This is a genomic window from Saccharopolyspora halophila, from assembly GCF_039531955.1.
Lineage (GTDB): Bacteria > Actinomycetota > Actinomycetes > Mycobacteriales > Pseudonocardiaceae > Saccharopolyspora > Saccharopolyspora halophila.
Genome location: NZ_BAAARA010000021.1, coordinates 232,974 through 257,941 on the forward strand (window position 1 = coordinate 232,974; position 24,968 = coordinate 257,941).

Here is a 24,968-nt window from a genome sequence, read left to right on the forward strand (position 1 = left end):
GAGTCCCGCACCTGGGACAGCGGTTCCGCCGCGCACTGCGAGGATCCCTGTAACCCGGCCGCCACGGCGGAACGGCGCCGTGGCGGCCGGGTCCGGGTCAGGCCGCTCGGATGTCCTCGGCCAGGACCCGGTCGATGTTGCGCTCGGCCAGGGCCGTGATGGTGACGAACGGGTTGACGCCGGTGCTTCCGGGGATCAGGGATCCGTCGGTGACGTAGAGGTTCCGGTAACCGTTGACCCGCCCGTAGAGGTCGGTTGCCTCGCCCAGGACCAGACCGCCCAGCGGGTGGTAGGTGAACCGGCTTTCGAACGCCCGGGTGTCGCCGAAGAGGTCGTAGCGGTAGCTCGTGCCGTTGACCTCGTTGATCCGGTCGAAGACCCGCTTCGCCGCGTCGATCGAGGGCTGCCCCTGGGATTCGCTCCACTGCAGCACCGCGCGGTCGGCACCGGGGTCGTAGCGGAACGTCCCGCGCTCCGGGTTTCGGGTGATCGCCAGGTACAGGCTGGCGAAGGTCTCGATTCCGGCCGGAACTGGAGCGATCTCGGCGAACACCGGGCTGACCGGGTCGTCCCAGTTGTCGATTCCCAGTGCGGGCATGCCCGATTCCAGCTCGCCCACCGGGTCCCAGGAGTGGTTCGCGCGCCCGAGCATCACGTTGCCGTTGGTGCCCCATCCCCGGCCGATCTCCTCGCCGAGATCGGGCAGCTTGCCGGTGTCGCGGGCGCGCACCAGCAACTCGGTGGAGCCCAGGCTGCCCCCGCCCAGGAACAGGTACTTCGCGGTCAGCTGCCGGACGCCGAGCACCGTGCCGTGCTCGTCGATGCGCCGCACCGACAACGAGTAGGTGCCGTCCTGCTGCTGGGCGATGTCGCGGACCTCGGTCAGCGTCTCGATGGTGACGTTGCCCGTGCCCAGCGCCGCGGCCAGGTAGGACTTGTCCAGCGAGCTCTTGCCGTGGTTGTTGCCGTAGATGACCTCCGAGGCCAGCGCCGAGCGCGGCACCAGCTGCTCCTCCTCGCGGCGCATGTAGTCGAAGTCGTAGACGCTCGGCACGAACGCGGTCTGGAAGCCCGCCTCGTGCGCGGCTTTCCGGGATACCCGGGCGAACTGGTAGGCGCGGCTGGTCTCGAACCACTCGGGGTCGATGTGGTTGGTGCCCAGCATCGAGTTGGCCAGCGGGAAGTAGCGCCCGTACATCTCGTCGGCGTCGACGCGCGGCAGGATCTGCTCGAAGTAGGAGCGCTTGGGCGTCACGGCCATCGCGCCGTTGACCAGCGAGCCACCGCCGACGCCACGTCCGACGTAGACCGACATGTCCCCGTAGTTGACCCGGTCGAGGACGCCGGCGTACCGATCGATGTCGCGGTTGACGAGGTCCAGCCAGAGGAAGGATGCCAGCGGCGCCTCGGTGCGGTCCTTGAACCACATCGCCCGCCGATCCGGGTTGAGCATGTCGGGGAAGATGTTGCCGTCTTCGGCCGGGGTGTTCCAAAGCTGGCCCATCTCCAGCATCACGGTCGGGATTCCGGCCGCGCCGAGCCGCAGCGCGGTGACCGCGGCGCCGTAGCCGGTTCCGACGATGACCGCGGGCGAGTGTTCGGCGGCACCGGCCGCGCGGGTGGAGACGGTGGTCAGGCCCAATGCGGCGGCCGAGCCGAGGGCGCTCATGCCGAGGAAGCGGCGGCGGGACAGTGCGGACAAGCTGGCTCCACTCGTTGGCAGTTCCTTGGGAGGTACTCAGTTGCGGTTGGCGTGGCGGAACCTCGGACGTCGCCGCGCTGCGGGATCGGCCCGGCGACGTCCGGGAACCCGCGGCGGTGCGGGTTGAGCCCCCACCGCGTGCGGCTGCGGCCGCGCACTGAAAGACCCCTTACAAAAACTGTCAACGATGTAAAGATCAGGAAGTGACGCCCAGCCCCGGAACCAGCCGACGGTGCAGGTAGGCGCGCAACTTCTCGTCCGAACGCGAGATGGCGCTTTCGAACATCACCAGCGAGATGAGGAACCGCAAGGTCGTTTCGGCGATCTCGTCGAGGTCGGCTTCCAGGCCCGGCTCGAACTCCAGCAGCGGTAGCAGGAACGACCGCGACAGCTCGAGCGCTTCGGGTCCGACCGGATCGCCGTCGAAGAGCACGGTGCCGCGCTGCGGGAACGCGATCGGGGCCAGCGCGGGCTGGTGGCGGAACTCGGTCCGCGCGGCGACGATGACCTCCACGACGTAGTCGGCCGCCGTGGCTGCCGAGCGCGCCCGCTCGACGACCCGCGAGATCACCTGGACCGCGGCCCGCTCGAGCGCTTCGGAGGCCAGCTGTTCGAGCGAGCCGAAGTGCGCGTAGATCGTCGGCCGCGACACGCCGGAGAGCCTGGACACGGCGCTGATGGACAGCCCGTCGTAGCCCGCGGTGGCGATCCGGTCGATCGCGGCTCCGACGATCTTGGTGTGGACATCCATCGGTCCAGTATCCGGCTTCACCCTTTCGGGGGTTCGACGGCCGGTTGACCGATGAGTTCTGCGTGCCCGGGTCGTCCTAACCGCAGGACACCTTCTCGTCAGCCGACGGGCACCGGGAGACGCAGGACATGCAGGACGTCGCAACGAAGGCCGCGCGCTTCATCGCTGCGCACGCCGAGGAAGCGATCACCTTGGGGGACGTGGCCGATCACGTCGGCTACAGCCCCTTCCACCTCGCGCGCTCGTTCGAGCGGACCTTGGGCCAGCCGCCCGGGCGCTTCCTGGCCGCGCACCGGTTCCAGCGGGCGAAGCGGCTGCTGCTCGACACCGACGACCGCATCGGTGACATCTGCTGCGCGATCGGCTTCAGCTCGCAGGGCACCTTCACCCGCCGGTTCACCGCGGAGGTCGGAGTGTCCCCGGGGGACTTCCGCAGGCTGCCCGACCGGCTCGCCGACGCCCCGCCGCGCTCGGTCGCGGTGCCCGGAGCGGCTCCGGCGGGCGGCACCGTCGCCGGTTCCGCTGCGATCGGCCCGGCGGCGCGCGCTGCCCTGGGCGGGCCCGCCGCCGTCTACGTCGGACTGTTCGCCCGTCGGGTTCCCGGCGGTGTGCCGGTCAGCGGAGCGCTGCTGGACGACGCGGGAGGGTTCCGGCTCACCGGGGTTCCGCCGGGGACCTACTGGCTGATGTCGACGGCTTTCGCCGCAGGCGCCTGCCCGAGCGCGCACCTGGTGCCGCCCTGGAACGTCGTCGGCGGTTCGCCCGAGCCGGTGCGGGTCGCGGCGGGCTCGTTCGAGCACCGCGAGATCGAGCTGGGCGTGGTGCCGCCGTGGTCAGCTCCGGTGCTGGTCGCACTTCCGCCGCTGGCCTCGCCGATGGCGCAAGATCGGAGAAGACAGCTCGCCGCAGCAGGCCTACCTTCAGGTTCACCAGTGCACGCAGGGTCACCAGGGAGCAGACAATGAGCAGCGTCCGAGTCCTCGTCGGCACCACCAAAGGTGCCTTCATCCTCACCGCCGACGGAAAGCGCGAGTCGTGGCAGGTGGAAGGGCCGCTGTTCGGCGGCTGGGAGCTCTACCACCTCAAGGGTTCACCGGCGGACCCGGACCGGCTCTACGCCTCGCAGTCGATGGGCTGGTTCGGGCAGCAGATCCAGCGCTCCGACAACGGCGGGCGGACCTGGGAACCGGTGGACAACCACTTCGCCTACGACGGCGACCCCGGCACCCACCTCTGGTACGACGGCACGTCGCGGCCCTTCGAATTCACCCGGGTGTGGCACCTGGAGCCCTCGGCGACCGATCCGGACACCGTCTACGCCGGGGTCGAGGACGCCGCGTTCTTCCGCACCACCGACGGCGGCCAAAGCTGGACCGAGCTGCCCGCGCTGCGCACCCACGAATCGGCGCCGAGCTGGCAGCCGGGCGCGGGCGGGATGTGCCTGCACACGATCATCCAGGCGCCCAACGACCCCGAGCGCTTCTACATCGCGATCTCGGCGGCCGGGGTGTTCCGCAGCGAGGACGAGGGCAAGTCCTGGACCCCGATCAACCGCGGTCTGCAGTCCGGCGAGATCCCGGCGCCGCAGGCCGACGTCGGCCACTGCGTGCACCGCATCGCGCTGCATCCGGACCGGCCGGAGGTGCTGTTCATGCAGAAGCACTGGGACGTGCTGCGCAGCGACGACGCGGGGGACAACTGGTACGAGATCAGCGGTGACCTGCCCAGCGACTTCGGCTTCCCGATCGCGGTGCACGCCCACGAGCCGGAGACGGTCTACGTCGTGCCGATCCACAGCGACGAGCAGCACTACCCGCCGGAGGGCAAGCTGCGCGTCTACCGCAGCCGGGTGGGCGGCAACGAGTGGGAACCGCTGACCGAGGGCCTGCCGCAGAGCCACTGCTACGTCAACGTGCTGCGCGATGCCATGGCCGTCGACCGGCTCGACGACTGCGGCATCTATTTCGGCACCACCGGTGGCCAGGTCTACGTATCGCCGGATTCCGGCGATACCTGGCGGACGATCGTCCGCGACCTGCCGCGCGTGCTGTCCGTGGAGGTGCAAACCCTGCCATGATCCGCATATCCGTGCCCGCGCACCTGCGCACGCTCGCCAAGATCCCGGATCACGAGGTGCTGGTCGACGTCGAGGGTGCTGCCACTCAGCGCACGGTCCTGGACGCGCTCGAGGCGCGGTACCCGGCGCTGCGCGGCTGCGTTCGCGACCACGACACCAAGAAGCGCCGGGCCTTCATCCGCTTCTACGCCTGCGAAGAGGATCTCTCCAACGAAGGCATGGACGACCCGTTGCCGGAGGAAGTCCTCTCCGGCAAGGAGCCCTACATGATCATCGGTGCCATGGCCGGCGGCTGAGCCGCGGAGGTGTCGCGCCGCTTCGGTGCCCCGCCCGCCGCTGCACTCGTGCGCGGTGCGGGCTGAAAGCCTCTGTCGACCGGGTGCTCGGCGGGCACATGCTGGTGTGGTCGGTCTCCTCTCGGAAAGGAGCGGATCATGGTCGCGAAGAGCGCTGGAGCCGTTGAACTGCGCGAGTTCGGCAAGCCCGACGACGTTCGCGAGTTCGAGAACGGGCGCGCCGAAGTCGTCAACATGGCCGGAGGAGCCATCGGCCGTCTGGTGCTGCACCCGGGGTGGCGGTGGAGCAACGACGTCAAACCCATCGCAGGCACCGATTGGTGCGAAGCACCCCACTTCCAGTACCACGTCTCCGGGACCCTGCACGTGCTGATGTCCGACGGCCGCGAGTTCGACGTCGGACCCGGCGCGGTCAGCTCGCTGCCCCAGGGCCATGACGCCTGGGTCGTCGGTGATGACGACGTCGTGCTCGTCGACTGGTACGGAGCCAGCGAGTACGCCAAGCAGGCCTGATTCGGGAGGGCGTTCGGTCCTGCCCGGAACCACCCAGCGTGGTCCGGGGCAGGACCGCGCTTGCACCCCCGGCGGTGGAATTCGTTTGACGTTGCGAACGATCCTGGCAAGACTGATCGACCGCGCGTTGAATCGATTCGACAACTGGGGGAATACCGTTGGTGCTGCACGCACGTCCGGAGCAGGTCGTGCTGCGGTCTCGCAATGCGGTGGCGGTCGTGTTCGCCCTCAACGGCTTCGCGGCGGCGAACTGGATGGCCCGCATTCCCGAGGCCCGCGACTCCCTGGAGATCAACCCGGCGCAGCTGGGCACGCTGCTGCTGGCCATTTCGTTCGGCGCGATCAGCGCGTTGCCGCTGGCCGGGGCGCTGGTGCACCGGTGCGGAGCCCGGGTGGTCATCACCGGCGGTGCCGCGGTCCTCGCGTTCGGCTTGGCGCTCTCCGGCTTCGCCTCGGCGGCGTTGGCGAACTATTGGCTGACCGGTGCGGGACTGCTGGCGGTCGGGCTCGGCTCCGGTGTCTGGGACGTGGCGATGAACATCGAGGCCGCAGCCGTGGAGCGGGAGCTGGGCCGCACGATCATGCCGCGCTTCCACGCCGGATTCAGCTTCGGCACCGTGCTGGGCGCCGGTTCCGGTGCGGCAGCGGCGGCCGGGGGAGTGCCGCTGGCGGTGCACCTGGCCATCGTCGCGGTCGTGATCACAGTGGGGCCGGTACTGGTCTCGCCGGCCTTGCCGCCCGCGCACGAGACCGCGGACGAGCCGCTCGGCCGGGCGTGGCGGGCTTGGGCCGAGCCGCGGACGCTGCTGATCGGCCTGATGGTGCTGGCCATGGCGCTCACCGAGGGCACCGCCAACGACTGGCTCACGGTGGCCCTGGTCGATGGCTACGACCTCCCGCACTGGTTGGGCGCGGTCGGTTTCGCGGTCTTCCTCGGCGCGATGACGGCAGGTCGCATCGCGGGCACCCGGCTGCTGGATCGCTTCGGTCGCGTCAAGGTCCTCTGGACCACCATGGCCACCGCCGGTTGCGGCGTGCTGCTCGTGGTGTTCGGCGGCTGGCCGCTGGCGCTGGTCGGCGCGGCGATCTGGGGAATCGGCGCGTCCCTGGGCTTCCCCGTCGGCATGAGCGCGGCCGCCGACGACGCCGAGAACGCCGCGGCCCGCGTCAGCGTGGTGTCGACCATCGGCTACACCGCGTTCTTGGCAGGCCCGCCGGTGCTGGGCTACCTCGGCAACCACGTGGGAACCCTGCACGCGTTGCTGGCCGTGGCCGTATTGCTGGTTCCCTCCGCGCTGGCCGTGCCCGCGGCCAGGCCGACCGGGAACCGGCGGTGACAACGCGACCGGTCGGACTCGGGGGACGCATGCCAGAGCACGTCGTCATCAGCGGAGGGGGCATCGCGGGCACGACGGCCGCGCTGGCGCTGCGCACCGCAGGCATTCCCGTCACGGTCCTGGAGAGCAGGCCCGCGCGGCACGGTGAAGGATCGGTCGTGCGGCTCAATCCCAACGGGATGGACGCCCTGCGCGCCGTCGGGGCGCACCAGCCGATCATCTCCGAGTCCTTCCCGCTGGTGCGCACCGAACGGGTCAGTCCCGACGGTGAGCGCATCGGCTACGCGCTCGCCGCCGATCCGGCCTCGGAACGCGGACTTCCCCGCGTGCTGCACTGGGCGGTGCTGTCGCGGTTGTTGCGCGAGCAGGCGATCGAGCGCGGTGCGACCTTCCGCCACGGCAGCACGGTCGTCGACGCGGACGACGGCCAGGCCGTTCTCGACAGCGGCGAGCGGGTGGAGGGCGACCTGCTCGTCGGTGCCGACGGTGTGCACTCCATGGTGCGCGACAGGATCGATCCGAACGCGCCGAAACCCGAACGCATCGGCACGCGAACGGTTTACGGCTTCGCGGCGCGGCCGAACTGCGAACCGCCGCCCCCGGAGATCCTGCGAGCCCAGCTCGGTGCCAAGGCGTTCTTCGCCGCCACCCGGGAAAATCGCTCCGGGGGCTGCTTCTGGTTCACCAGCCTGCCCGCGCCGGAACGCGGCGAATCCGGCGACGTCGAGCGCTTGCGCGCGGAACTGCTCGAGCTCTACGCCGACGACGGTGGTTTCGCGGCAACGATCGTGGCGAACTCGGACAGCATCCTGTCCTTCGACGACCACGCCCTGCCCAGCCTCCCGCGCTGGCACGACGGGCGGATGATCGTCATCGGCGACGCCCTGCAGTGGCTCCTCCCGCCTCCGAGCAGGGTGCCGCGCTGGCGGTGGAGGACGGGGTGGAACTCGCGCGCTGCCTGCGCGATCTGCCCGCCACCGAAGCGCTGAACACCTTCGAGGCGTTGCGCCGGGAGCGCGTCGAGGCGATCGTCGCCCAGGGCAGGGCGGGGACCAGCCGGGCTCATCAGCCCGAGCTCAGGAAGAAGTTCCGAGATCTGCGCAACAGGGCCGGGCGGCTGCTCGACTGGCAACGCCGTCCGCCGACCGGTGGAGGGTGGGCGTACGATCACCACATCGACTGGGGCGAAAAGCTTTCCGCGTCGCGATGATCCGCTGTGGGCACTTCGGGAAACAGGACCGAAATGCCGACTTCTGCGGGCGATGAACACGATCGGGGAGGTCACAGCCCGGTTGCGGTGTCGGCCTGTCTTGGACGACATGAGAGTGTTCGCGTACACGTGGAACGAACACAGCCGTGTCAACCCCAGGAAGGTGTTCATGACCTCTCCGAACGAGCCCGGTCGCGACGACGCTGAGCGGCAGCAGCGCGACGGGCAGGACTCCGCCGCCTCGACGCCCTCGGAGGAGCAGGCGGAGGCGCAGCCGAACGCGGAGACGCCGGAGCAGGCCGACGGGGCCGAGGCGGCCTCCGCGGAGCGGGCTGAGGACACCGAGGCGACCCCCGCGCAGGAGTCCGCGGAAGACGCCACGAAGACCGAGGCCGCTGCTGAGCGGTCCGAGAGCGCTACCGAGCAGACCGAGAGCGCCGCTGAGCAGGCCGAGCAGACCGAGAGCGCCTCTGAGCAGGCCGAGCAGACCGAGAGCGCTACCGAGCGGACCGAGGGTGCCGCCGTGGCGGAGGAGGCTCCGGCGGCTGCCGCGCAGGCCGATCAAGAGCAGACCGCGGTCGCCGGTCAGGACCAGGCCTCCGGGCTCGGTGAGGAGCTGGCCGGTGACGCCCCGAAGAAAAAGAAGACCGGCTTGATCGTCGGCGTCGCCGCCGCGGCCGTTCTCGTTCTCGCGGCCGCGGGTGTCGGGGCCTACATGCTCTTCTCGGGCCCTTCGGCGCAGAAGGTCGCGGAGGACTACGCGGCGGTGTCGAACCAGGAGACCCAGGACCCCGCCAGCGTGAGCGTCGATGACTACCGCTCGCTGGTGTGCAGCAAGGCGATGCCGCAGATCGAGCAGATCCAGAAGCAGAAGGAAGCCTTCCTCAAGCAGGCCAAGCCGCAGGACCTGGACATGCTCAAGCAGGTGCACACCTCGGTGAAGAACGTCCAGGCCGATGGCGACAAGGGCAAGGTCACCCTGGAGCAGACCGTTCCCGGTCAGCAGGCGCAGGAGCTCAACCTGAACCTGATCAAGGAAGACGGCTGGAAGCTCTGCGCGTGAGCGAACACCTCCGGTAACCGGGTGTCAACCGGGTGTGAATATGTTGATCTCCGGTTGGCGCCCGGCGCGGGTGTTGTGCGAGTTGGGAGTCATGGCGATGCGAGTGCCCAACCCTGCCGATGTGGTCGGCATGGCGAAGTCCGCGGCGGGGTGGGCTGTCGGCTCGGCGACGGCGGTTGCGGCCGTGCCCGGTCGCGTCTTCGGCATGCTCGACGACGTCGAGGCGGTGATCAGCCGCGTCAACGGCGCCGTCGATCGCGTCGAGGCGATCGTTGAGCGTGCCGAGCACGCGGCCCGCGGCGCGGAATCCACGGTTTCGCAGGCTCGCGCGGTCGCCGACGAGGCGGAGGTGGCGGTGGTCGACGCCCGCCGCGTGGCCGCCGAGGCCGCAGGCGTGGTCGGCGGCGCGCGGGTCGTCAGCGACGAGGCGAGCAAGACCGTCGCGACCGCTCGGCGCACCGCGGACACCGCCGACGAGCTGCTGGAGAGCTACGCGCCGACCGCCAAGCGCGCCGCGCCGCTGCTGGAGCGCTTCGTCGAGGAGTTCTCCGAGGACGAGGTCGACGCCGCGATCAAGCTGGTCGACGAGCTGCCGGTGCTCACCGAGCACATCCGCACCGACGTGCTGCCGATCCTGCACACCTTGGACCGCGTCGGGCCGGAGATCCACGAGCTGCTCGAGGTCACCTACGACGTCCGCCGGGCGCTCATCGGCATCCCCGGCTTCCAGTACTTCCGCCGCCGCGGCTCGAACCGCGTCGAGGAGCGCGAGCAAGCCGTTGAGGAGCCCGGAGGCTCCTGACGAACGGACCGGCGGGGCACGACGACGAGATCGTCGTGCCCCTTTTTTGCGCCCCGCTACTGCTAACGACAATCGTTTTCAAGTAGGCTTCGGCCGCGTCCAGATCGGGCGCGGACTCCGGAGGAGGATCGATGTCGTTGAGCAGGAGCCGCGCGATGACGGCGGCCGCGATGGCTCTCGGGCTGGCGCTGTCGGCGCTGACCGGGTGCGCGGTGAGCCGGTCGGCGCCGAAGTCCGGCAAGATCGAGGTGGTGACCTCGACGAACGTCTACGCGAGCATCGCGCGGGCGGTCGGCGGGGACGCGGTCGAGGTGCGGCCGGTCATCAGCGATCCGATGACCAATCCGCACCTCTACGAGACCTCCCCGCAGGACGCCGCGGAGGTCGCCGACGCCGACCTCGTGGTGTTCAACGGCAACGGCTACGACCGGTTCGTCGGCAACGTCCTGGAGTCCGCGCCGCGCGAGGGCTCCACGATCGAGGCGTTCGCCGTCGCGCATCCGGAACTAACGGCCGGAACGCAGCACGACGAGATCAACGAGCACTTCTGGTACGACTTCGATACCGTCGCCGGGGTCGCCGATCGCATCGCCGCCGAGCTGGGCGAACGCCGGCCCGGTCAGGCGGAGCGCTTCACCGCGAACGCCGAGCGCTTCCGCTCCGAGGTGCGCGGGCTGGCCGACCGGACCGAGCGGATCGCCGCGCAGCGGTCCGGGACCGAGGTCGTGGCGACCGCGCCGGTGGCCGACTACCTGATCGAGCGGGCGGGCCTGTCCGACATCACGCCGCCGAGCTTCGTGCACGCGGTGGAGGACGGCAAGGACGCACCCGCTGCCGCCGTCGCACGGATCCAGGACGCCCTCGACGGGCGTCGCGCCACGGCTCTGGTGTACAACCCGCAGACCGAGGACCCGCTGACCAAGCGGTTGCGCACCCGAGCCGAGCGGCTGGGCATCCCGGTGGTGGAGGCGACCGAGACCCTCACGCCGGGCGCGAGCTACCTGGAGTGGATGGGCGGCCAGGTCGACGCGCTCGCCCGCGCGGAGGGCGTGTCCCTCGAGAGCGATCCTGGGCGGTAGGCAGCTGCTCACGTCGCCGACCCCGCGCCCGCACGGCGCGCCAGAACGCGCCACCCGCGCTGCCACGCAAGCCCCGGACCGAAGTATCTCCTCAGGAACCGGGCGGGTTGATCGTTCGCTCGGCGCGCACCTGCTCGCGCACCGCGGGCGCCACCTCCGCGCCGAAGGCGCGAATCGCGTCGGGGTCGTCGGTGGCCAGGACGAAGGCGCTGATGCCCTCCTCCAATGCGAGTTCGGCGAGCTCGTCGGCGCGATGCGGGTCGCTGGAGGCGTTGACGTTGTACAGCCGTCGCACCGAGCGCGGGTCGCGGCCGGCGGCGACGGCGGCCGCGTCGATGCGCGCGTTGCCTTCGGCGAGCCGTTCCGGTGGCACGTACATCTCGCTGGGCAGCCAGCCGTCGCCGAGCCGTCCGGTCAGCGCCAGCATGCGCGGACCGACGGCACCGAGCCAGATCGAGATGTCGTGCGCGGGCGCGGGCCCGGTGCGCGCGCCGTCCACGCGATAGTGCGTGCCGCGCACGCGCAGCGATCGCTGCCGCGTGTCCCAGAGGCCGCGGATGATGGTGATGGCCTCCTCGAGCGCGGTCACGGCTTCGCCACCGGTCCTGCGGGGCCCGCCCGCCGCGGCGATGGCGTCCCAGAACGCTCCTGCGCCGAGACCCAGTTCCACGCGGCCGCCGCTGAGCAGGTCGAGGCTCGCCACCGCCTGCGCCAGGGGAAGCGGCGGGCGCAGCGGCAGGTTGGTCACGTTCGCCGTCGCCCGCAACGTCGAGGTGCGGGCGAGCACCGTGGCCACCAGCGCCCACGCGTCGAGGTGCCGCGCCTGGTACGGGTGGTCCTGGAAGGTCACGAGGTCGAGCCCGGCCGCTTCGGTGCGCGTGCTCAGCTCGACCACGCGTTGCGGGTCGGCGGCGTCCGGCGTCGGGAAGGTGCCGAAGAGCAGGTCGTGGCCGTAGTCGCTCATGGAACCCCGTGCGGTCAGGCGCCGACGTATTCGGCGAGGTGCCGGGCGGTGAGGGTGGAGCGGTCCGCGACGAGCTCGGCGGGCGTGCCCTCGAAGACCACCCGGCCGCCGTCGTGGCCCGCTCCGGGGCCCAGGTCGATGATCCAGTCCGCGTGGGCCATGACGGCCTGGTGGTGCTCGACCACGATCACCGACCTGCCCGAGTCCACCAGCCGGTCCAGGAGTGCCAGCAGCTGTTCCACGTCGGCCAGGTGCAGGCCGGTGGTCGGCTCGTCGAGGACGTAGATCCCGCCCTTGTCGCCCATCCGGGTCGCCAGCTTGAGCCGTTGCCGCTCGCCGCCGGACAGGGTGTTCAACGGCTGGCCGAGGTGCAGGTAGCCGAGCCCCACGTCGTCGAGGTTGCGCAGGATCTTGTGCGCGGCAGGTGTTCTCGCCGCGCCCTCGCCGAAGAAGCCCGCGGCTTCGGTCACCGACATGGCCAGCACCTCGCTGATGTCGCGGCCGCCGAGCTCGTGCTCCAGGACCTCGGGCTGGAACCGCTTGCCCTCGCACTCCGAGCAGGTGGTGGCCATGGTCTCCATGATCCCGAGGTCGGTGAAGATGACGCCGTTCCCGTTGCAGTTCGGGCAGGCACCCTCGGAGTTCGAGCTGAACAGCGCGGGTTTGACGCCGTTGGCCTTCGCGAAGGCCTTGCGGATCGGGTCGAGCAGCCCCGTGTAGGTGGCCGGGTTGGAACGCCGCGAGCCGCGGATCCCGCCCTGGTCGATCGAGATCACGTCCTCGGCCGGGATCGATCCGTGGACCAGGGAGCTCTTGCCGGATCCCGCGACACCGGTGATCACCGTGAGCACGCCCAGCGGGATGTCGACGTCGACGTCGCGGAGGTTGTTCGCATCGGCCCCGCGGATTTCGAGCGCGTCCCGAGGTTCGCGCACCTCCTCCTTGACCGCCGCCCGGTCGTCGAGGTGCTCACCGGTGATGGTGTCGCTCTGGCGCAGCCCGTCGACGCTTCCTTCGAAGCACACCGCGCCACCGTCGGATCCGGCTCCCGGCCCCAGGTCGACGACGTGATCGGCGATGGCGATGGTCTCCGGTTTGTGCTCCACGACCAGCACGGTGTTGCCCTTGTCGCGCAACCGCAGCAGGAGTCCGTTCATCCGCTGGATGTCGTGCGGGTGCAGGCCGATCGTGGGCTCGTCGAAGATGTAGGTGATATCGGTCAGCGAGGAACCGAGGTGCCGGATCATCTTGGTCCGCTGCGCCTCACCACCCGAGAGAGTGCCCGCCGGGCGATCCAGGGAAAGGTAGCCGAGCCCGATCTCGACGAACGAGTCGAGGGTGTGGCGCAGCTTGGCCAGCAGCGGTTCCACTTCGGGCCTGTCCAGCGAGGAGACCCATTCGGCCAGGTCGCTGATCTGCATCGCGCAGCAGTCGGCGATGTTCACGCCGTCGATCTTCGACGACCGCGCTTCGGCGCTGAGCCGGGTGCCGCCGCAATCGGGGCAGTCGGTGAACTTGATCGCCCGGTCCACGAACGCCCGGATGTGCGGCTGCATGGACTCGCGGTCCTTGGCCAGCATCGATTTCTGGATCTTCGGGATGATCCCCTCGTAGGTGAGGTTGATGCCCTCGACCTTGATCTTGGTGGCTTCCTTGTGCAGCAGGTCGCGCAGCTCCTGGTCGGTGAACTCGCGAATCGGCTTGTCCATGTCGAAGAAGCCGGAACCGGCGAAGATCCGCCCGTACCAGCCGTCCATGCTGTAGCCGGGGACGGTCAGCGCGCCCTCGCCGAGCGACTTCGAGTCGTCGTAGAGCGCGGTCAGGTCGAAGTCGCTGGTCTGGCCGCGACCCTCGCACGTGGGGCACATACCGCCGGTGACGCTGAACTCGCGCCGCTCCTTGACGGTTTGGCCGCTCTTCTCGAACTTCACCGCCCCGGCGCCGCTGATCGAGGCCAGGTTGAACGAGAACGCCTGGGGCGAACCGATGTGCGGCTTGCCGATCCGGCTGAACAGGATCCGCAGCATCGAGTTCGCGTCCGTCGCGGTGCCGACGGTCGAGCGCGCATCGCCGCCCATGCGCTCCTGGTCGACGATGATCGCCGTGGTGAGCCCGTCGAGCAGGTCCACGTCCGGCCGGGCCATGTTGGGCATGAACCCCTGCAGGAAGGCGCTGTAGGTCTCGTTGATCATCCGCTGCGACTCGGCGGCGATCGTGGCGAACACCAGCGAGGACTTGCCCGACCCGGACACCCCGGTGAACACGGTCAACCGGCGTTTGGGCAGCTGCACGCGGACGTCGGCGAGGTTGTTCTCCCGCGCTCCCTGGACGCGGATCAGATCGTGGCTGTCGGCGATGTGGGTGCTGGCCATGTCCTCGGAACTCCATCGTTCGGGGCGGGAATCGGTCGGTTCGTCCGGGGAGCAGTCTGCCGGTGCTCACCGACGCTGCTGGACGCGCAGCAGGTTGCCCGCCGGGTCGCGAACCGCGAAGTCGCGCACTCCCCAGGGCTGATCCGCCGGTTCCTGCACCACCTCGGCTCCGCCTGCCCGGACCCGGTCGAACGCGGCATCGACGTCGGAGGTGGCCAGCAGAACCCCGGCGTAGTTGCCCTTGGCCATCATCTCGGAGATGACGCGCCGCTCCTCGTCGGTGACTCCCGGGTCGGCGGCGGGCGGTTGCAGCACGATGGACGTGTCCGGCTGGCCCGCTGGCCCGACGGTGATCCACCGCATGTCTTCGTGCCCGACGTCGAGCCGGACCTCGAAGCCGAGCACGTCCCGGTAGAACTGCAAGGCCGCGTCCGGGTCGTCGTGCGGCAGGAAGCTCGAGCTGATGCTGATGTCCATGACGTCCAGGCTAGGCCCGCCTGGCCGGCGCTGCTTCTCGATTCCTGACCGGTCGGGTGGCGGCCTTGACCAGGCAGGACGGAACTCCGGCCAGGTCGAGGGCCCGTTTCCGGTACTCGCTCGGCGACATCCCGACGAGCTCGCTGAAGCGGGTGGAGAACGTTCCCAGCGAGCTGCAGCCCACCTCGAAGCAGACCTCGGTGACGCCGAGGTCTCCGCGCTGGAGCAGCGCCATCGCCCGCTCGATCCGCCGGGTCATCAGGTAGGAGTACGGGGATTCGCCGTAGGCGGCCTTGAACTGCCTGCTCAGGTGCCCGGCGGAGATGTGCGCGCCCCGGGCGAGCGCCTCAACGTCCAGCGGCTGCCGGTACTCGCGGTCGATCCGGTCCCGCACCCGCCGCAGCCGTGCGAGGTCCTGCAGCCGCTGGTCCGATGAGTTCGCCACGCACGAATCCTGGCACATCGACCGGGGCGCGGTCCGCTGGTCAGGTGTTCGAAGGCGAGCCCGCGAGTTCGGTCAGCGCCTCCCGGACGCACTCCGACCACGTCCGGTCCTCGAGCTCGGTGAATCCGGAACCGTCGGCCACCGCGCTGGAAACGATCACGTCCGGGTCGAGCTCGGCGAGCACCTCGAGCGTGTCGGTCAGCGCGTCCTTGTCGGAGTGCCCGGGTATGTACCCGGCGAACCAGTTGCCCTCGGCCGCGCGCACGATCGTGTCGCCGGTGAACAGGTACTTCTTGCCGTCGGAGGAGGGGACCAGGAAGCAAGCGCTGCCCGGTGTGTGCCCCGGGGTGGGGATCACCTCGAAGCCGTACTCGGCCTGGCGCCGGTCGAACGTGCCGTCGACGGCGCAGATCTCCTCGGCCACCGGGGCCTCGGCCGCCGTGATGTGCAGCGTCGAGCCGAACCTCTGCTTGATCGTCCGCAGCGACGGTCCGATCTCGTCGCGATGGCTGAGGTACTGCCGGTCGACGCCGCCCAGCTCGGCCAGCTCGTCGATCTCGCTCTGCTGCGACGTGTTGTAGAACAGCACGTTCCCGCGCGGCCCGGCCCACAGGTAGGCGCGGGTGCTGAGCCCGGGAATGGGGTGCTCGATCTCGGTCGCCCACAGGTCATGCCTGATCTTGCGCATCTCAAACCTCCGTAGTCGGTGATGCGCCGAGGCTAGGAGTTCTAGTTAACTCGAAGTCAATGATTCTGGCCGGGGCAGGGCGAGCAATCCCTCCGCGACCTCGACGAGGTCGGCGCCGGTGACATCTGCGGGGGTGAAGATGCTGCCGTAGCCGCCCTCCAGGCGGCTCGCCCATCCGGTGGTCAACCCGGCGCGGGCGGCGCCGTGGCAGTCCCAGGCGTGCACCGCCACGAGCGCCACCTCATCGGCGGGCAGACCGAGGACCTCGAGTGCGTGCTGGTACACCCGTGCGGGTGGTTTCCACGAGCTCACCGCGGCCGTGGGCACGACCTGCTCGATGTGCGAGTCCAGCCCGGTGCGCGCGAGGAACGACTCGGTGGTGGCCGCAGCGCCGTTGGTCAGGCAGATCATCCGCACCCCGCCGTCGGCCAGCGCCCGCATCGCGGGCGCGGCATCGGGGTGGGCAGGCAGCTCGCCGAACCCGGCGAGCACGTGGTCGACGTCGTCATCGGACAACCGATACCTGCCGACGCACCGGAGCGCCTCGGCCGCGGCCTCCGGAAACGGCGCGTAGTCGCCGGCGGCGGAGAGCCCGAAGCCGTACATCAGCGTCCGGGAGAACCACTCCCGCACAGCCCCGGCGGGCAGTCCTACGCGCTCGAACCGCTCGCCCAACGGCTCCAACGACATCAACGTCTCCACGACATCGAACGCGACGGCGGTAGGTCGCATGGACATCCCCACTCCCGCACAACCGAGACCCGGACTTCCCGCCAGGAGCCTAAACCAGCACATCCCCACCCAGCTCACGCCGCACCCGGGTGGCCGGTGACAGTTTTGCCTAAAACTGTGCATGATCAATGTCCGTTCTGCCGGGACAGTTTTAGGCAAAACTGTCACCACCCGAGCCGAGCCCGCGGGAGAGCGTCTTCGGGTGGTTATTCGTCCTCCTGCTGTCCGGTCTGATCGTCGCCGTCGTTCAGCTTGACGGCCCGCAGAGCAACCGAGAGGCTCCGACCACGTCCGGGCATATCGGGATGTTCCACCCCAACGCCGAGGCCGATTGACGCTGTTCCTGGCGGAACAGCGCATGAAGCCGGGATGGCCTGGGTATTGAGCTATTTCGAACTCGGTTCCGGAGCTCAACGCCGAGGTGACCGCTGAGCCGTCGGCGGCCAGCCATCGGCCATGATGACCTGGACAGCGAGGTGGCCTGGCTCAGCCGGGTCTCCCGCGCGTACGGCGCCCTGCAGAACGTCCCGGAGCCCAGCACGACATGAGCAACATGACCCCCCACGACACCCGGAACGCGAACGCGCGCGGAACTGCCCGGATCATCACCGAGGTACTGGCGCCGTGGGTGATCGTGCTGACCCTCCCTCTGGCCGTGGCCTGGGCCGCTACTCGCTCCCTGGCCTCCACCCTGGGCTGGGGCCTGATCGTGTCGCTGACCAGCAGCATCATCCCGATGGGAGTGATCGTCTGGGGCGCCAAAACCGGACGTTGGGACAGCCACCACGTCCGCAACCGCGCAGGGCGTCTCGTGCCCTTCATCGCCCTCATCGTCTCCAGCGGCCTCGGGCTCGCGCTTCTCCTGGTGCTCGGCGCGCCCTGGATGCTGATCGCGCTGGATGTGGCGATGCTGGTATCGCTGTTCGCCACCGGCGCGATCACCGCGAAATGGAAGATCAGCATGCACTCGGCCGTCGCGGCCGGCGCCGTGGTCATCCTCGCACTGGTCTTCGGCCCGCTCTGGTGGATCGCCGCGTCCGCAGTAGTCGCAATCTCGTGGTCCCGAGTTGAGCTCGGCGACCACACCGCCGCTCAGGTGGCGGTCGGCGTGGCCGTCGGTGCCGTGGTCGGCGGCACGGTCTTCATAGCGATGTTGTGATCCCGCTGATGGGATAGGAACGATGCCGTGGTGTAGCAGGGGCTCGACGATGCTTTCCAGGACCGAGGCTGCGGGCCCAGTGTCAGCGCCGCGTCGACGACCTCATCGCGCGCACGGGCTTCCGGCGCCGTGGTGCCATGGACCGCTGGCTGGATCGGCTGGAGCGTCACCGCGACCGCCCGATCGACCTCTGCGCCATCAGATGGGCCCAGGGCAACGCGTTCGGCGCCTAGCGCGCAACACGATCAGCCCGCTAGCACCACCACAACCCACGGGGCCCGCGCAACACTAGCGCGGGCCCCGCTTTGCGTCAGAGCCCAGCTTGCTGGCTCGCTAGCAAGCAACGTTGGTACTCAGCAGCAAGCAAGGACCCGGGCTCGATCTCAACTCGAGGCGTACGAACCTGATTCTCACTCGGATCCCCGATTACGCGCCGGGACTGAGGGGCCGTTTTCGTCCGTGCAGAGCGGTTTTCGCGCCCATGCCGGTGTGATGAATCGGGTGGTCGGAACGCTCCGTTGGTCCGAACGTAGGAAATAGGACCAAAACGGTCATACGGGAAACGGGTGCGTGGAAGGCTGCGCCGCGGATCATGCCACTGACGTGAGGAGATTCGCTCATGCGCAAGTTAGTTGTTGCTGGTCTCGCCGTTGTGGCCAGTGTGGTGTTCGTGCCCTCGGCCTATGCCGGCGATAGTTCCGCGGCGTGTACGACCGAGGGGCAGTGCAGCGGTCATGCCGCATTCGATCACAACGGCGACCACCTCTACGCGGCCGACACCGATAGCGATGGCTACGGGGTGTACGTCAAGTACTACCGCGCCGATGTGGACACCTGGGGTGAATTCACCAACCGCAAAGGTTCCGGAACCACGGTCGACCACAACATGAACATGCGCGAGGGAAGCAAGATCAGGTACAGGGTGTGCCGGCTGAGCTCCTCGGGCGGAACAATTAACTGTTCCGGGTGGACATACGGCACCGCCTGACCCCGGTTGCGGTGACGAAAGGCCTCACGTCGCCGGGACGTGAGCCCTTTCGTCACCAGCACGAAATCGCTGGGACCGCCTCGATCTCGCAGCGAAGGCGCTAGCTGTATGAGGGGCGTGCGGATCATCCGAACGAAAACTGGCGCTAAGCGGTATCTCTGCTGTTCCCGTGAGGTGCGTCCCGGAGTATGACGTCGACGACGACACGCTCGACGAGTTCCTGCGGCGCACGTTGCTGCCGAGTGTGAACGCGTCGCCCCACGCCTCACATGGGAAGGTCCCGGTCCCGTCTTTTACGACAGGGCCGGGGCCATTCTCATGTCCGTGTCCACTCGTTGAACAGCCGCTCGGTCTCACCGGGCCGTGCCGGTGTAGCCGAGCCCGGCGATCAGGTCGGCCACGGCGTGTTGCTGGTCCTTGGCGTAGCGACCGGTGTCGCCGCGGTGGGGCAGAGTGACCCCGGCGGTGTCGCGGGCGATCCAGCCGCTGTGGTCGAATCAGGGACGCGCGATCGTGCCCAACACGTCGCCGGCGACGAGCACGCGATATTCGAGGATCTGTCTCGTTGCGCACCTTCTCGAGCTGGTAGGCGTTGATCTGCTCGTGGGTGTAGCGCTGGCGTCGCTGCCCGCTGGACTTGGCAGCCGGTTTCGTGCGCGACGACGGGGTGCTCGGCCGCGGGGACGTGGTCCTGAGTGCTGAAGTCTGCTGGGCTGGCGGGGGAAGCCTGCTCGGTGGATTCGCCGCGGTCCGGCGCCCGGCCCGCGGCCTCGGGGTGGCTGGGTGTGGTGCCGGTGGTGAGGTGGTTGTAGAGAGTGGTGCGGGGCACGCCGTAGAGCTCGGCGATTTGGCCGACCGTCCACTCGCGGGAGTCGTACTTGGCCTGGGCATCTCGCACTTGAGCTGGGCTGAGTTTGGGTTTTGCGGCCGCCATTGCGGCCCCGGGCGCGGGCGGCGGACAGGCTCTCGTGGGTGTTGGTCTGGATGAGGTCTTTCTGGAACTCGGCGACGGCGGTGAGCATCCGGTAGAGCATGCGCCCTTCGGCGGTGGTGGTGTCGATGCCTTGCTCGAGGAACCGGAAAGGCGACACCGCGCTGGCCGAGTGCCTGCAAACAGCCATTTCTCGACGTCTGGTGGGGCTACGATCTTGCCGCCGGCGCGTGTTGATCAGCACGCCGCCGTGCATGGCGAGGCTGCGTCCGTGAGCGGTGGCCGTTTACTGCGGTTCAACAGCACACTGGCTCGCGAACGGGCGCGGTTACCAGAATGGGAGAGGGGCAGGAGCTAGAACACCAGACCGTGCTTCTCGACCAGCGCCATGGTCGATTCCATGTCCACCGAGCACCCGTACGGAGCTGCCTTCTGCTCGAGTTCCTCGGGACTGAGCTCGTCCGACAACTGGTCGAGCCATTCGAACAGCTCCTCCAGCCCTCCAGGAGAGATGATCTCCAGCAGGCGTGCCGGTGTCTCTCCCGCGTTCCAGAACGTGTGCCACTCCTCGCGTGGCTTGAACACCAGATCGCGTGGGCTGGCTACGACTTCCTTGTCCCCGAACCTCGCACCAACCGTTCCCTCGAGGATGAAGCTGAACTCGTCCTCGCGTGTGTGCTTGTGCAGCGGAGCCGCGAGCACCCTCGGGGGCAGGCGGTGCTCAACCAACGAGAAGCGCCCGCCCCACTCACGGCTGTTGATCAGGAACCGGTCACCACAGGCCCGCTCCGGCTCATAGAGATCGCCGTCCTCGGGACCCAGAATCCGATGCTTGGCCACTGTCCACACCGCCCTCGCCCTCCGCGGCTACCAGCGAACTGAGTCGACGATACGCCAAGGCCAGGCTCATCGCGGGTTGCCGAGGCGAGCTCTAGGGGTGCGAGCTGAACCTGAGCGTGATCGGTGGCAACGCCTACCTGGCCGTCGTCCTGCTGGACGGTCAGGGCAACGGTTTCGTGCCGGCGCAGGCATGGCGTCTGTGCTCGACGCCGCGATCGCTGCGGACCAGACGCCCACACCACGTCGCGAGTCCTCGTAATCGCAGCACACAACGCAAGAGGCGCTGATTTTCGCTGTGTGACCAGCACAGAAAGGTCTCCCGGTCCATCTGACCGGGGTGGTCGTCTCGTCGCGCCTGTAGGCATCGACATCATCGGGTCTCGACCGTGACTGCCCGTCCACGATGAGCCCACGGCATCCTCACTCGGCACGACGACGGCGCTGGGGTCGATGTCGGTGAAGACGCCACGTCACGAGGGAGCACGGAGGCGCCCGTCGCGGGTGAGTTCCTTTAGTTGACCTCGACTACCAGCGGCTGCACCCAGTGAGCGCCTCGTACGTGCTCGACCGGCGGGGTCGGATCGAACGGGCACTCGGTGATCTCCAGCGGCGGCAGTCCCTCGTCAAGAACTTGTCGATGCTTCTGGGCAGGCCGCTGGCGACGTGCCCGAGAAAGGCCAGGCCGGGTCGCGCTTCTTCGAACACCTCGGCGCCAAGCGCGTCGACCCGCTGGCCACTGTTCCGGCGATCCGGTTCCTGGAGGCCGATGGCTCGCTCGGGTCTCGACGATTCCACCTCGCCGACGATCAGTGGTACGAGATCGGAGAGCGTTCCCGAGGTCCGAAAGACCGTCGCGAGGGTGATCACCGCGGCGGCATCGGTGCGGCTGCCGTCCTGGCCCGCCGGTTACAACGAGGGTGACTACAACGACCGCGTCCCCCGCGACTGCCCGGAAGAGGGCTATGTGCGCCTGGACAAGCACAGCGTGGCGAACCCGCTCAAGAACAGGGACTCCTTCGAGGTCTGCGACCTGCTGGCCGCCGACGGCACGGTGGTCATGGTCGAGAAGGCCAAGGCATCCAGTTCGCTGAGCCACCTATTCTACCAGGGCCTGGTGTCCGTTCAGCTCTTGCTCAACGACGCCGACGTCCGGGAACGCTTCGCGGACGAGATCGCCGAGCTCGGCGGCCACGTCCCGCCGGACTACCGCCCCAAGCGCGTGGTCTTCGCGATCCTGCTCGAGCACGGGCGCGAGCTCACCCCGGACACGCTGTTCGCGTTCTCCCAAGCCGCTCTCGCCCGGGCGGTGAAGGCCCTCGAATCCTGGGACGTCGACGTCGAGGTGGTGGGAATCAAGACGGCCGAGGACGAGCAGCAGGCCCGGATCGCCCGGCGGCTACGTCACCACGCGGACCCGATCGCTTTCGCCGCCGGTGAGGAAGGCGACCAGCGCGCTGCCGTGCTCGCGCACAGCGGTGCGAGCGGAGCGCGAAAGTCCGTGCAGCGCGGTCACGATCAGCGTGCGTTCCGCGACGTACCAGGTACCGGCGACGCGGCCGTCGACGAGGACGACGCGGTCACCAGCGACCGAGAGCCCCCGGTTCTCCTGGTCGATGATCCGGCTGCGGTCGTCGTAGCCGAGCACGGCGTTGTCGAACGCGGGCAGGAACCGCACGGGAGCCGGGGTGTTGGGATCGGGTCTCGGTGCGTCGGGAAGGTCCAGGAGTTCCCGGCCACGCTCGTCGCGGAAGGAAACCAATTCTCCGCGAAGAGATTTGACCGCGCCGGGCAATCCGGCCAGTCCCGACCAGGCGCGGATGTCGGCGGTGGCTGCAGGCCCGAAAGCCGCGAGATATCGTCGCACCAGCTGCTTTCCCGCCTCGTCGTCGGCCGAACGCCCGTCGATCTCGCGCCCGAGCCAGGACGAGACCGTCAGATACCGCGCACCGCCACGCTGCCGCCACAACCCGCGTGGTGGCAGCTGCACAGCGGGGATCAGCGCACCGAGCAGCACTTCACCCAGCGCGCGCACGCTCACCCCGGGCCAGCGATCGCTGACCGCGCGCGCCAGCTCACCCATCGATCGCGGCTCGCCGTCGGCCAGCACCTCCCGCCCGGCGGCCGCGAGTTCGTCCAGGTCCACCTCGCCGAGCTCGCCGCGATAGACCCCGATGACCCGCTGCCGCAGCATCGCGTCGTGGCGCGACCGCCAGGCGAGGAGATCGTCCGCGGTGAGCAGATGGATGGTTCGGCGCATCAGATGGGTGCGCACGACCTGCCCGCCGGTCAGCAGCCCGGAGAGCTCTGCCGGGTCGAACGAGCGCAGCCTGGACCACAACCCGGTGAACGGTTCCTGCGGTTCCTGCGCCTGCAGGCCGCACAGGTGCGCCACCGCCTCCCGCGGGGCGAGGTCGCTCGGTTCGAGCAGCAGCTGCCGGGCCAGCGTCGCGCGGTTGAGCGCCCGTGCGTCCAGCACGGTCACGTGGACGTCTGCCCATCGATGGTTTCGCGGATGATGTCGGCGTGTCCCGCGTGCTGCGCCGTCTCGGAGATCACGTGCAGCAGCACGCGACGCGTGCTGTGCTCGGTGCCGGGCTCGTTCCAGGGCACGTCCGGCAGCGGATGCCGCGCGTCGAGGCCGGGGAGCGAGGCGACGATCTCCTCGGTGCGCGCGGCCACCTGCTCGTAGCGTTGCAGGATCCCGTCCAGCGTGTCGCCGGGCAGCATCCGGAAGTCGTTCTGCCGGTCGATGATCCATTGCGGGAGCTCGCGCGCGGTGCCTGCCATGAGGTCGTCCCAGCCGACCCCGTCGGGCAGCGCGAAGTCCATCGTCGAGTTGTCCAGCACGAACCGCAGCCACGCCTCCTCGGTGGAGGCCACGTGCTTGATCACCCCGCCCAAGCACAGCTCGCTGCTGGTCGGACGTTCGCTCAGCTGTTCGTCGGTCAGACCGCGCACGGTGCCGATGATCTGGGATCGGACGGTGGCGAGCTCGTCGAGCAGTTCGCGCTTCTCGGTATCGGTCATGGGTGGAGCATGACAGCAGTAGCGGACAGGTTTTGTCCGCTGCTCGCGGCATGATGGAACCCATGCGGAAAACCTCGGCGCGACTGCTGTCGCTGCTCTCGTTGCTGCAGGCTCGTCGCGACTGGCCGGGTGCCCTGCTGGCCGAGCGCCTGCAGGTCAGCGACCGCACGGTCCGCCGCGATGTCGACCGGTTGCGCGAACTCGGCTACCCGATCGGGACGATCAAGGGTCCCGATGGCGGGTACCGGCTGGAAGCTGGCAGCAACCTGCCGCCGCTGCTGTTCGACGACGAACAGGCGATCGCGCTGACCATCGCGCTGCGCAGCGCCACCACCGCGGGCGCGGGCATCGAGGAGGCCGCGGAGCGTGCCCTGGCCACGATCCGCCAGGTGATGCCGTCCCGGTTGCGGAACCGGATCGACTCCCTGCAGGTCACCGCCGTCGAACGACGTACCGCTCACCGAGTCGGCAGCGAGGTCCTGATGGCCCTGAGCGCGGCGGTGAACGCGCGCGAGCAACTGCGCTTCGATCACGCAGGTTCCGAGCACCCGCGCCGGGTGCACCCGCACCACCTGGTCACCTGGGGTGGGCGCTGGTACCTCGTCGCCTGGGACCTCGACCGCGGGGACTGGCGCACATTTCGCGCCGACCGGATCACGCCGCGAATCCCGACCGGGCCCCGCTTCGTGCCCCGCGAGCTGCCCGAGGGCGACGTCGCCACCTTCATCCGCAACCGGTTCCAGGGCGACGAGACCTGGCCCTGCCAAGGCGAGGTCGTGCTGGGGCTACCCGCTGCCGCGGTCGCGCGGTACAGCCACGACGGCATCGTCGAGGAGGTCGACCCGGAAACTTGCAGGCTCACCCTCGGGTCCTGGTCCTGGCGAAGCCTCGCGGCGGAGTTCGCCAAGTACGACGTGGACATCGAGGTCGTCGGTCCGCCGGAACTGCGGGAGGCCTTCGCCCAGCTCGCGGACCGCTTCGCCCGAGCAGCGGGCACTCCGTGACCGCGAGCGTTCGGCGCCGGTCCGCACGCAAAACGCCCCGACGCCGGACGCGTCAGGGCGTTCATCACGGCCGGTCCAGCGACCGTCAGAGGCGATCGAGGCGCGCCCGGAGCAGGCAGAACTCGTTGCCTTCCGGGTCGGCGAAGACCTGCCACGGTTCCTCGCCGGTCTGGCCGACGTCGGCGGGCTTGGCACCGGCGTCGAGCAGGCGTTGGCGCTCGGCTTCGTAGTCCTGGTCGGTGGGATTGAGGTCGATGTGCAGCGGCAGCGGACCGCCGGTGGGCTCGTCCCGGTAGCTCAGGATGATCGTCGGCTGCAGACCGCCGAAACCCTCGCGCGGTCCGACCTCGACACAACCTTCCTCGCGATCGAGCACGACGAAGTCCAAGATCTCGCACCAGAACTCCGCCAGCGCCTCGGGATCGCGGCACTCGAGCACGAGTTCACTGATACGACATGCCATTGCAAAACCTACTTTCAGCATCGGAGCGATCGGACTATAGCGGTCGAG

At 69.1% G+C, this 24,968-nt stretch carries 27 protein-coding genes and 1 pseudogene; 15 read left to right on the plus strand and 13 right to left on the minus strand.

The features are described from left to right. Nucleotides 1-97: 97 nt before the first annotated feature. Both ABD289_RS21995 and ABD289_RS22000 read right to left on the minus strand, forming a co-directional pair. Entirely contained in the window at nucleotides 98-1,669 is a 1,572-nt protein-coding gene (locus tag ABD289_RS21995) for a GMC oxidoreductase (RefSeq protein WP_344136752.1), read from the minus strand. A gap of 229 nt (nucleotides 1,670-1,898) precedes the next feature. After that, nucleotides 1,899-2,453 (minus strand): TetR/AcrR family transcriptional regulator, encoded by a 555-nt coding sequence (locus ABD289_RS22000; protein WP_344136206.1) that lies wholly within the window; start codon nucleotides 2,451-2,453, stop codon nucleotides 1,899-1,901. A gap of 128 nt (nucleotides 2,454-2,581) precedes the next feature. On the opposite strand from ABD289_RS22000, the gene ABD289_RS22005 reads away from it, so the two are divergent. The 10 genes from ABD289_RS22005 to ABD289_RS22050 all read left to right on the plus strand — a co-directional run bounded on the left by ABD289_RS22005 (nucleotide 2,582) and on the right by ABD289_RS22050 (nucleotide 10,830). Beyond that, nucleotides 2,582-3,418 carry a helix-turn-helix domain-containing protein gene (locus ABD289_RS22005; RefSeq protein WP_344136209.1) on the plus strand — a complete coding sequence of 279 codons (837 nt, stop codon included), beginning with the start codon at nucleotides 2,582-2,584 and terminating at the stop codon, nucleotides 3,416-3,418. After that, on the plus strand, nucleotides 3,415-4,530 hold the full coding sequence (locus tag ABD289_RS22010; RefSeq protein WP_344136212.1) for a WD40/YVTN/BNR-like repeat-containing protein: 1,116 nt from the start codon (nucleotides 3,415-3,417) through the stop codon (nucleotides 4,528-4,530). The genes ABD289_RS22005 and ABD289_RS22010 overlap by 4 nt, the downstream gene beginning before the upstream one ends. Further along, nucleotides 4,527-4,826, plus strand: a complete 300-nt coding sequence (locus ABD289_RS22015) for a MoaD/ThiS family protein (RefSeq protein ID WP_344136215.1) — start codon at nucleotides 4,527-4,529, stop codon at nucleotides 4,824-4,826. The genes ABD289_RS22010 and ABD289_RS22015 overlap by 4 nt, the downstream gene beginning before the upstream one ends. A 138-nt stretch (nucleotides 4,827-4,964) precedes the next feature. Further along, nucleotides 4,965-5,339, plus strand: a complete 375-nt coding sequence (locus ABD289_RS22020; RefSeq protein ID WP_344136218.1) for a cupin domain-containing protein — start codon at nucleotides 4,965-4,967, stop codon at nucleotides 5,337-5,339. Nucleotides 5,340-5,500: 161 nt separating this feature from the next. Beyond that, nucleotides 5,501-6,676 (plus strand): MFS transporter, encoded by a 1,176-nt coding sequence (locus tag ABD289_RS22025; protein ID WP_344136221.1) that lies wholly within the window; start codon nucleotides 5,501-5,503, stop codon nucleotides 6,674-6,676. A 29-nt stretch (nucleotides 6,677-6,705) separates the two neighbouring features. Next, nucleotides 6,706-7,665, plus strand: coding sequence for an FAD-dependent oxidoreductase (locus ABD289_RS22030; RefSeq protein ID WP_344136224.1), 960 nt, complete (start codon nucleotides 6,706-6,708; stop codon nucleotides 7,663-7,665). Then, the gene (locus ABD289_RS22035; RefSeq protein ID WP_344136227.1) at nucleotides 7,617-7,886 is read left to right on the plus strand and encodes a hypothetical protein; all 270 of its coding nucleotides are present in this window, start codon (nucleotides 7,617-7,619) and stop codon (nucleotides 7,884-7,886) included. Before ABD289_RS22030 ends, ABD289_RS22035 begins: the two co-directional genes overlap by 49 nt. A gap of 169 nt (nucleotides 7,887-8,055) precedes the next feature. Next, the gene (locus ABD289_RS22040; RefSeq protein WP_344136230.1) at nucleotides 8,056-8,949 is read left to right on the plus strand and encodes an Rv0361 family membrane protein; all 894 of its coding nucleotides are present in this window, start codon (nucleotides 8,056-8,058) and stop codon (nucleotides 8,947-8,949) included. A gap of 97 nt (nucleotides 8,950-9,046) precedes the next feature. Next, nucleotides 9,047-9,751 carry a hypothetical protein gene (locus ABD289_RS22045; RefSeq protein ID WP_344136234.1) on the plus strand — a complete coding sequence of 235 codons (705 nt, stop codon included), beginning with the start codon at nucleotides 9,047-9,049 and terminating at the stop codon, nucleotides 9,749-9,751. A gap of 131 nt (nucleotides 9,752-9,882) precedes the next feature. Beyond that, nucleotides 9,883-10,830, plus strand: a complete 948-nt coding sequence (locus tag ABD289_RS22050) for a metal ABC transporter solute-binding protein, Zn/Mn family (RefSeq protein ID WP_344136237.1) — start codon at nucleotides 9,883-9,885, stop codon at nucleotides 10,828-10,830. Nucleotides 10,831-10,921: 91 nt separating this feature from the next. Here the strand turns inward: ABD289_RS22050 and ABD289_RS22055 are convergent, their stop codons facing one another. From ABD289_RS22055 to ABD289_RS22080, 6 genes are all read right to left on the minus strand, one after another. Further along, nucleotides 10,922-11,794, minus strand: coding sequence for an LLM class flavin-dependent oxidoreductase (locus tag ABD289_RS22055; protein WP_344136240.1), 873 nt, complete (start codon nucleotides 11,792-11,794; stop codon nucleotides 10,922-10,924). Between the two features lie 14 nt (nucleotides 11,795-11,808). After that, a complete protein-coding gene (locus ABD289_RS22060) occupies nucleotides 11,809-14,166 on the minus strand; it encodes an ATP-binding cassette domain-containing protein (RefSeq protein WP_344136243.1) in 2,358 nt (785 codons plus the stop codon). Nucleotides 14,167-14,232: 66 nt separating this feature from the next. Next, nucleotides 14,233-14,643 (minus strand): VOC family protein, encoded by a 411-nt coding sequence (locus ABD289_RS22065; protein ID WP_344136246.1) that lies wholly within the window; start codon nucleotides 14,641-14,643, stop codon nucleotides 14,233-14,235. Nucleotides 14,644-14,653: 10 nt separating this feature from the next. After that, nucleotides 14,654-15,088 carry a helix-turn-helix transcriptional regulator gene (locus ABD289_RS22070; RefSeq protein ID WP_344136249.1) on the minus strand — a complete coding sequence of 145 codons (435 nt, stop codon included), beginning with the start codon at nucleotides 15,086-15,088 and terminating at the stop codon, nucleotides 14,654-14,656. Nucleotides 15,089-15,128: 40 nt separating this feature from the next. Continuing rightward, nucleotides 15,129-15,776 (minus strand): MBL fold metallo-hydrolase, encoded by a 648-nt coding sequence (locus ABD289_RS22075; protein WP_344136252.1) that lies wholly within the window; start codon nucleotides 15,774-15,776, stop codon nucleotides 15,129-15,131. Nucleotides 15,777-15,821: 45 nt separating this feature from the next. Then, nucleotides 15,822-16,514: a haloacid dehalogenase type II gene (locus ABD289_RS22080; protein ID WP_344136255.1), complete on the minus strand. Its 693-nt coding sequence runs from the start codon at nucleotides 16,512-16,514 to the stop codon at nucleotides 15,822-15,824. Nucleotides 16,515-17,061: 547 nt separating this feature from the next. On the opposite strand from ABD289_RS22080, the gene ABD289_RS22085 reads away from it, so the two are divergent. Next, nucleotides 17,062-17,667 carry a hypothetical protein gene (locus ABD289_RS22085; protein WP_344136755.1) on the plus strand — a complete coding sequence of 202 codons (606 nt, stop codon included), beginning with the start codon at nucleotides 17,062-17,064 and terminating at the stop codon, nucleotides 17,665-17,667. 619 nt (nucleotides 17,668-18,286) lie between these two features. Next, nucleotides 18,287-18,655: a hypothetical protein gene (locus tag ABD289_RS22090; protein WP_344136258.1), complete on the plus strand. Its 369-nt coding sequence runs from the start codon at nucleotides 18,287-18,289 to the stop codon at nucleotides 18,653-18,655. A 497-nt stretch (nucleotides 18,656-19,152) separates the two neighbouring features. Here ABD289_RS22090 and ABD289_RS22095 read toward each other — a convergent pair whose 3' ends face one another. Then, nucleotides 19,153-19,842, minus strand: a complete 690-nt coding sequence (locus tag ABD289_RS22095) for a recombinase family protein (RefSeq protein WP_344136261.1) — start codon at nucleotides 19,840-19,842, stop codon at nucleotides 19,153-19,155. Between the two features lie 98 nt (nucleotides 19,843-19,940). Further along, nucleotides 19,941-20,426, minus strand: a complete 486-nt coding sequence (locus tag ABD289_RS22100; protein ID WP_344136264.1) for a cupin domain-containing protein — start codon at nucleotides 20,424-20,426, stop codon at nucleotides 19,941-19,943. 663 nt (nucleotides 20,427-21,089) lie between these two features. Here ABD289_RS22100 and ABD289_RS22105 point away from each other — a divergent pair. After that, the gene (locus tag ABD289_RS22105) at nucleotides 21,090-21,347 is read left to right on the plus strand and encodes a hypothetical protein (RefSeq protein ID WP_344136267.1); all 258 of its coding nucleotides are present in this window, start codon (nucleotides 21,090-21,092) and stop codon (nucleotides 21,345-21,347) included. Continuing rightward, nucleotides 21,307-21,720: pseudogene (locus ABD289_RS25405) on the plus strand (TIGR04141 family sporadically distributed protein); the annotation flags it as partial. The gene ABD289_RS22105 and the pseudogene ABD289_RS25405, both read left to right, overlap by 41 nt. Before the next feature lie 102 nt (nucleotides 21,721-21,822). Here the strand turns inward: ABD289_RS25405 and ABD289_RS22115 are convergent. Together ABD289_RS22115 and ABD289_RS22120 are read right to left on the minus strand one after the other, a co-directional pair. Continuing rightward, a complete protein-coding gene (locus ABD289_RS22115) occupies nucleotides 21,823-22,908 on the minus strand; it encodes a winged helix DNA-binding domain-containing protein (protein ID WP_344136273.1) in 1,086 nt (361 codons plus the stop codon). Further along, nucleotides 22,905-23,453, minus strand: a complete 549-nt coding sequence (locus tag ABD289_RS22120; protein WP_344136276.1) for a DinB family protein — start codon at nucleotides 23,451-23,453, stop codon at nucleotides 22,905-22,907. The genes ABD289_RS22115 and ABD289_RS22120 overlap by 4 nt, the downstream gene beginning before the upstream one ends. Before the next feature lie 62 nt (nucleotides 23,454-23,515). On the opposite strand from ABD289_RS22120, the gene ABD289_RS22125 reads away from it, so the two are divergent. Beyond that, nucleotides 23,516-24,457 (plus strand): helix-turn-helix transcriptional regulator, encoded by a 942-nt coding sequence (locus ABD289_RS22125; protein WP_344136279.1) that lies wholly within the window; start codon nucleotides 23,516-23,518, stop codon nucleotides 24,455-24,457. Nucleotides 24,458-24,542: 85 nt separating this feature from the next. Here the strand turns inward: ABD289_RS22125 and ABD289_RS22130 are convergent, their stop codons facing one another. Further along, nucleotides 24,543-24,920 (minus strand): VOC family protein, encoded by a 378-nt coding sequence (locus ABD289_RS22130; RefSeq protein WP_344136282.1) that lies wholly within the window; start codon nucleotides 24,918-24,920, stop codon nucleotides 24,543-24,545. Nucleotides 24,921-24,968 lie beyond the last annotated feature (48 nt).

Bases quoted from the DNA above. Each gene is read 5' to 3' on its own strand.
- ABD289_RS21995 (WP_344136752.1), bottom strand. From the start codon at position 1,669: ATGAGCGCCCTCGGCTCGGCCGCCGCATTGGGCCTGACCACCGTCTCC.
- ABD289_RS22000 (WP_344136206.1), bottom strand. From the start codon at position 2,453: ATGGATGTCCACACCAAGATCGTCGGAGCCGCGATCGACCGGATCGCC.
- ABD289_RS22005 (WP_344136209.1), top strand. From the start codon at position 2,582: ATGCAGGACGTCGCAACGAAGGCCGCGCGCTTCATCGCTGCGCACGCC.
- ABD289_RS22010 (WP_344136212.1), top strand. From the start codon at position 3,415: ATGAGCAGCGTCCGAGTCCTCGTCGGCACCACCAAAGGTGCCTTCATC.
- ABD289_RS22015 (WP_344136215.1), top strand. From the start codon at position 4,527: ATGATCCGCATATCCGTGCCCGCGCACCTGCGCACGCTCGCCAAGATC.
- ABD289_RS22020 (WP_344136218.1), top strand. From the start codon at position 4,965: ATGGTCGCGAAGAGCGCTGGAGCCGTTGAACTGCGCGAGTTCGGCAAG.
- ABD289_RS22030 (WP_344136224.1), top strand. From the start codon at position 6,706: ATGCCAGAGCACGTCGTCATCAGCGGAGGGGGCATCGCGGGCACGACG.
- ABD289_RS22040 (WP_344136230.1), top strand. From the start codon at position 8,056: ATGACCTCTCCGAACGAGCCCGGTCGCGACGACGCTGAGCGGCAGCAG.
- ABD289_RS22045 (WP_344136234.1), top strand. From the start codon at position 9,047: ATGCGAGTGCCCAACCCTGCCGATGTGGTCGGCATGGCGAAGTCCGCG.
- ABD289_RS22050 (WP_344136237.1), top strand. From the start codon at position 9,883: ATGTCGTTGAGCAGGAGCCGCGCGATGACGGCGGCCGCGATGGCTCTC.
- ABD289_RS22055 (WP_344136240.1), bottom strand. From the start codon at position 11,794: ATGAGCGACTACGGCCACGACCTGCTCTTCGGCACCTTCCCGACGCCG.
- ABD289_RS22060 (WP_344136243.1), bottom strand. From the start codon at position 14,166: ATGGCCAGCACCCACATCGCCGACAGCCACGATCTGATCCGCGTCCAG.
- ABD289_RS22065 (WP_344136246.1), bottom strand. From the start codon at position 14,643: ATGGACATCAGCATCAGCTCGAGCTTCCTGCCGCACGACGACCCGGAC.
- ABD289_RS22075 (WP_344136252.1), bottom strand. From the start codon at position 15,776: ATGCGCAAGATCAGGCATGACCTGTGGGCGACCGAGATCGAGCACCCC.
- ABD289_RS22080 (WP_344136255.1), bottom strand. From the start codon at position 16,514: ATGTCCATGCGACCTACCGCCGTCGCGTTCGATGTCGTGGAGACGTTG.
- ABD289_RS22085 (WP_344136755.1), top strand. From the start codon at position 17,062: ATGACCCCCCACGACACCCGGAACGCGAACGCGCGCGGAACTGCCCGG.
- ABD289_RS22090 (WP_344136258.1), top strand. From the start codon at position 18,287: ATGCGCAAGTTAGTTGTTGCTGGTCTCGCCGTTGTGGCCAGTGTGGTG.
- ABD289_RS22095 (WP_344136261.1), bottom strand. From the start codon at position 19,842: ATGCACGGCGGCGTGCTGATCAACACGCGCCGGCGGCAAGATCGTAGC.
- ABD289_RS22120 (WP_344136276.1), bottom strand. From the start codon at position 23,453: ATGACCGATACCGAGAAGCGCGAACTGCTCGACGAGCTCGCCACCGTC.
- ABD289_RS22125 (WP_344136279.1), top strand. From the start codon at position 23,516: ATGCGGAAAACCTCGGCGCGACTGCTGTCGCTGCTCTCGTTGCTGCAG.
- ABD289_RS22130 (WP_344136282.1), bottom strand. From the start codon at position 24,920: ATGGCATGTCGTATCAGTGAACTCGTGCTCGAGTGCCGCGATCCCGAG.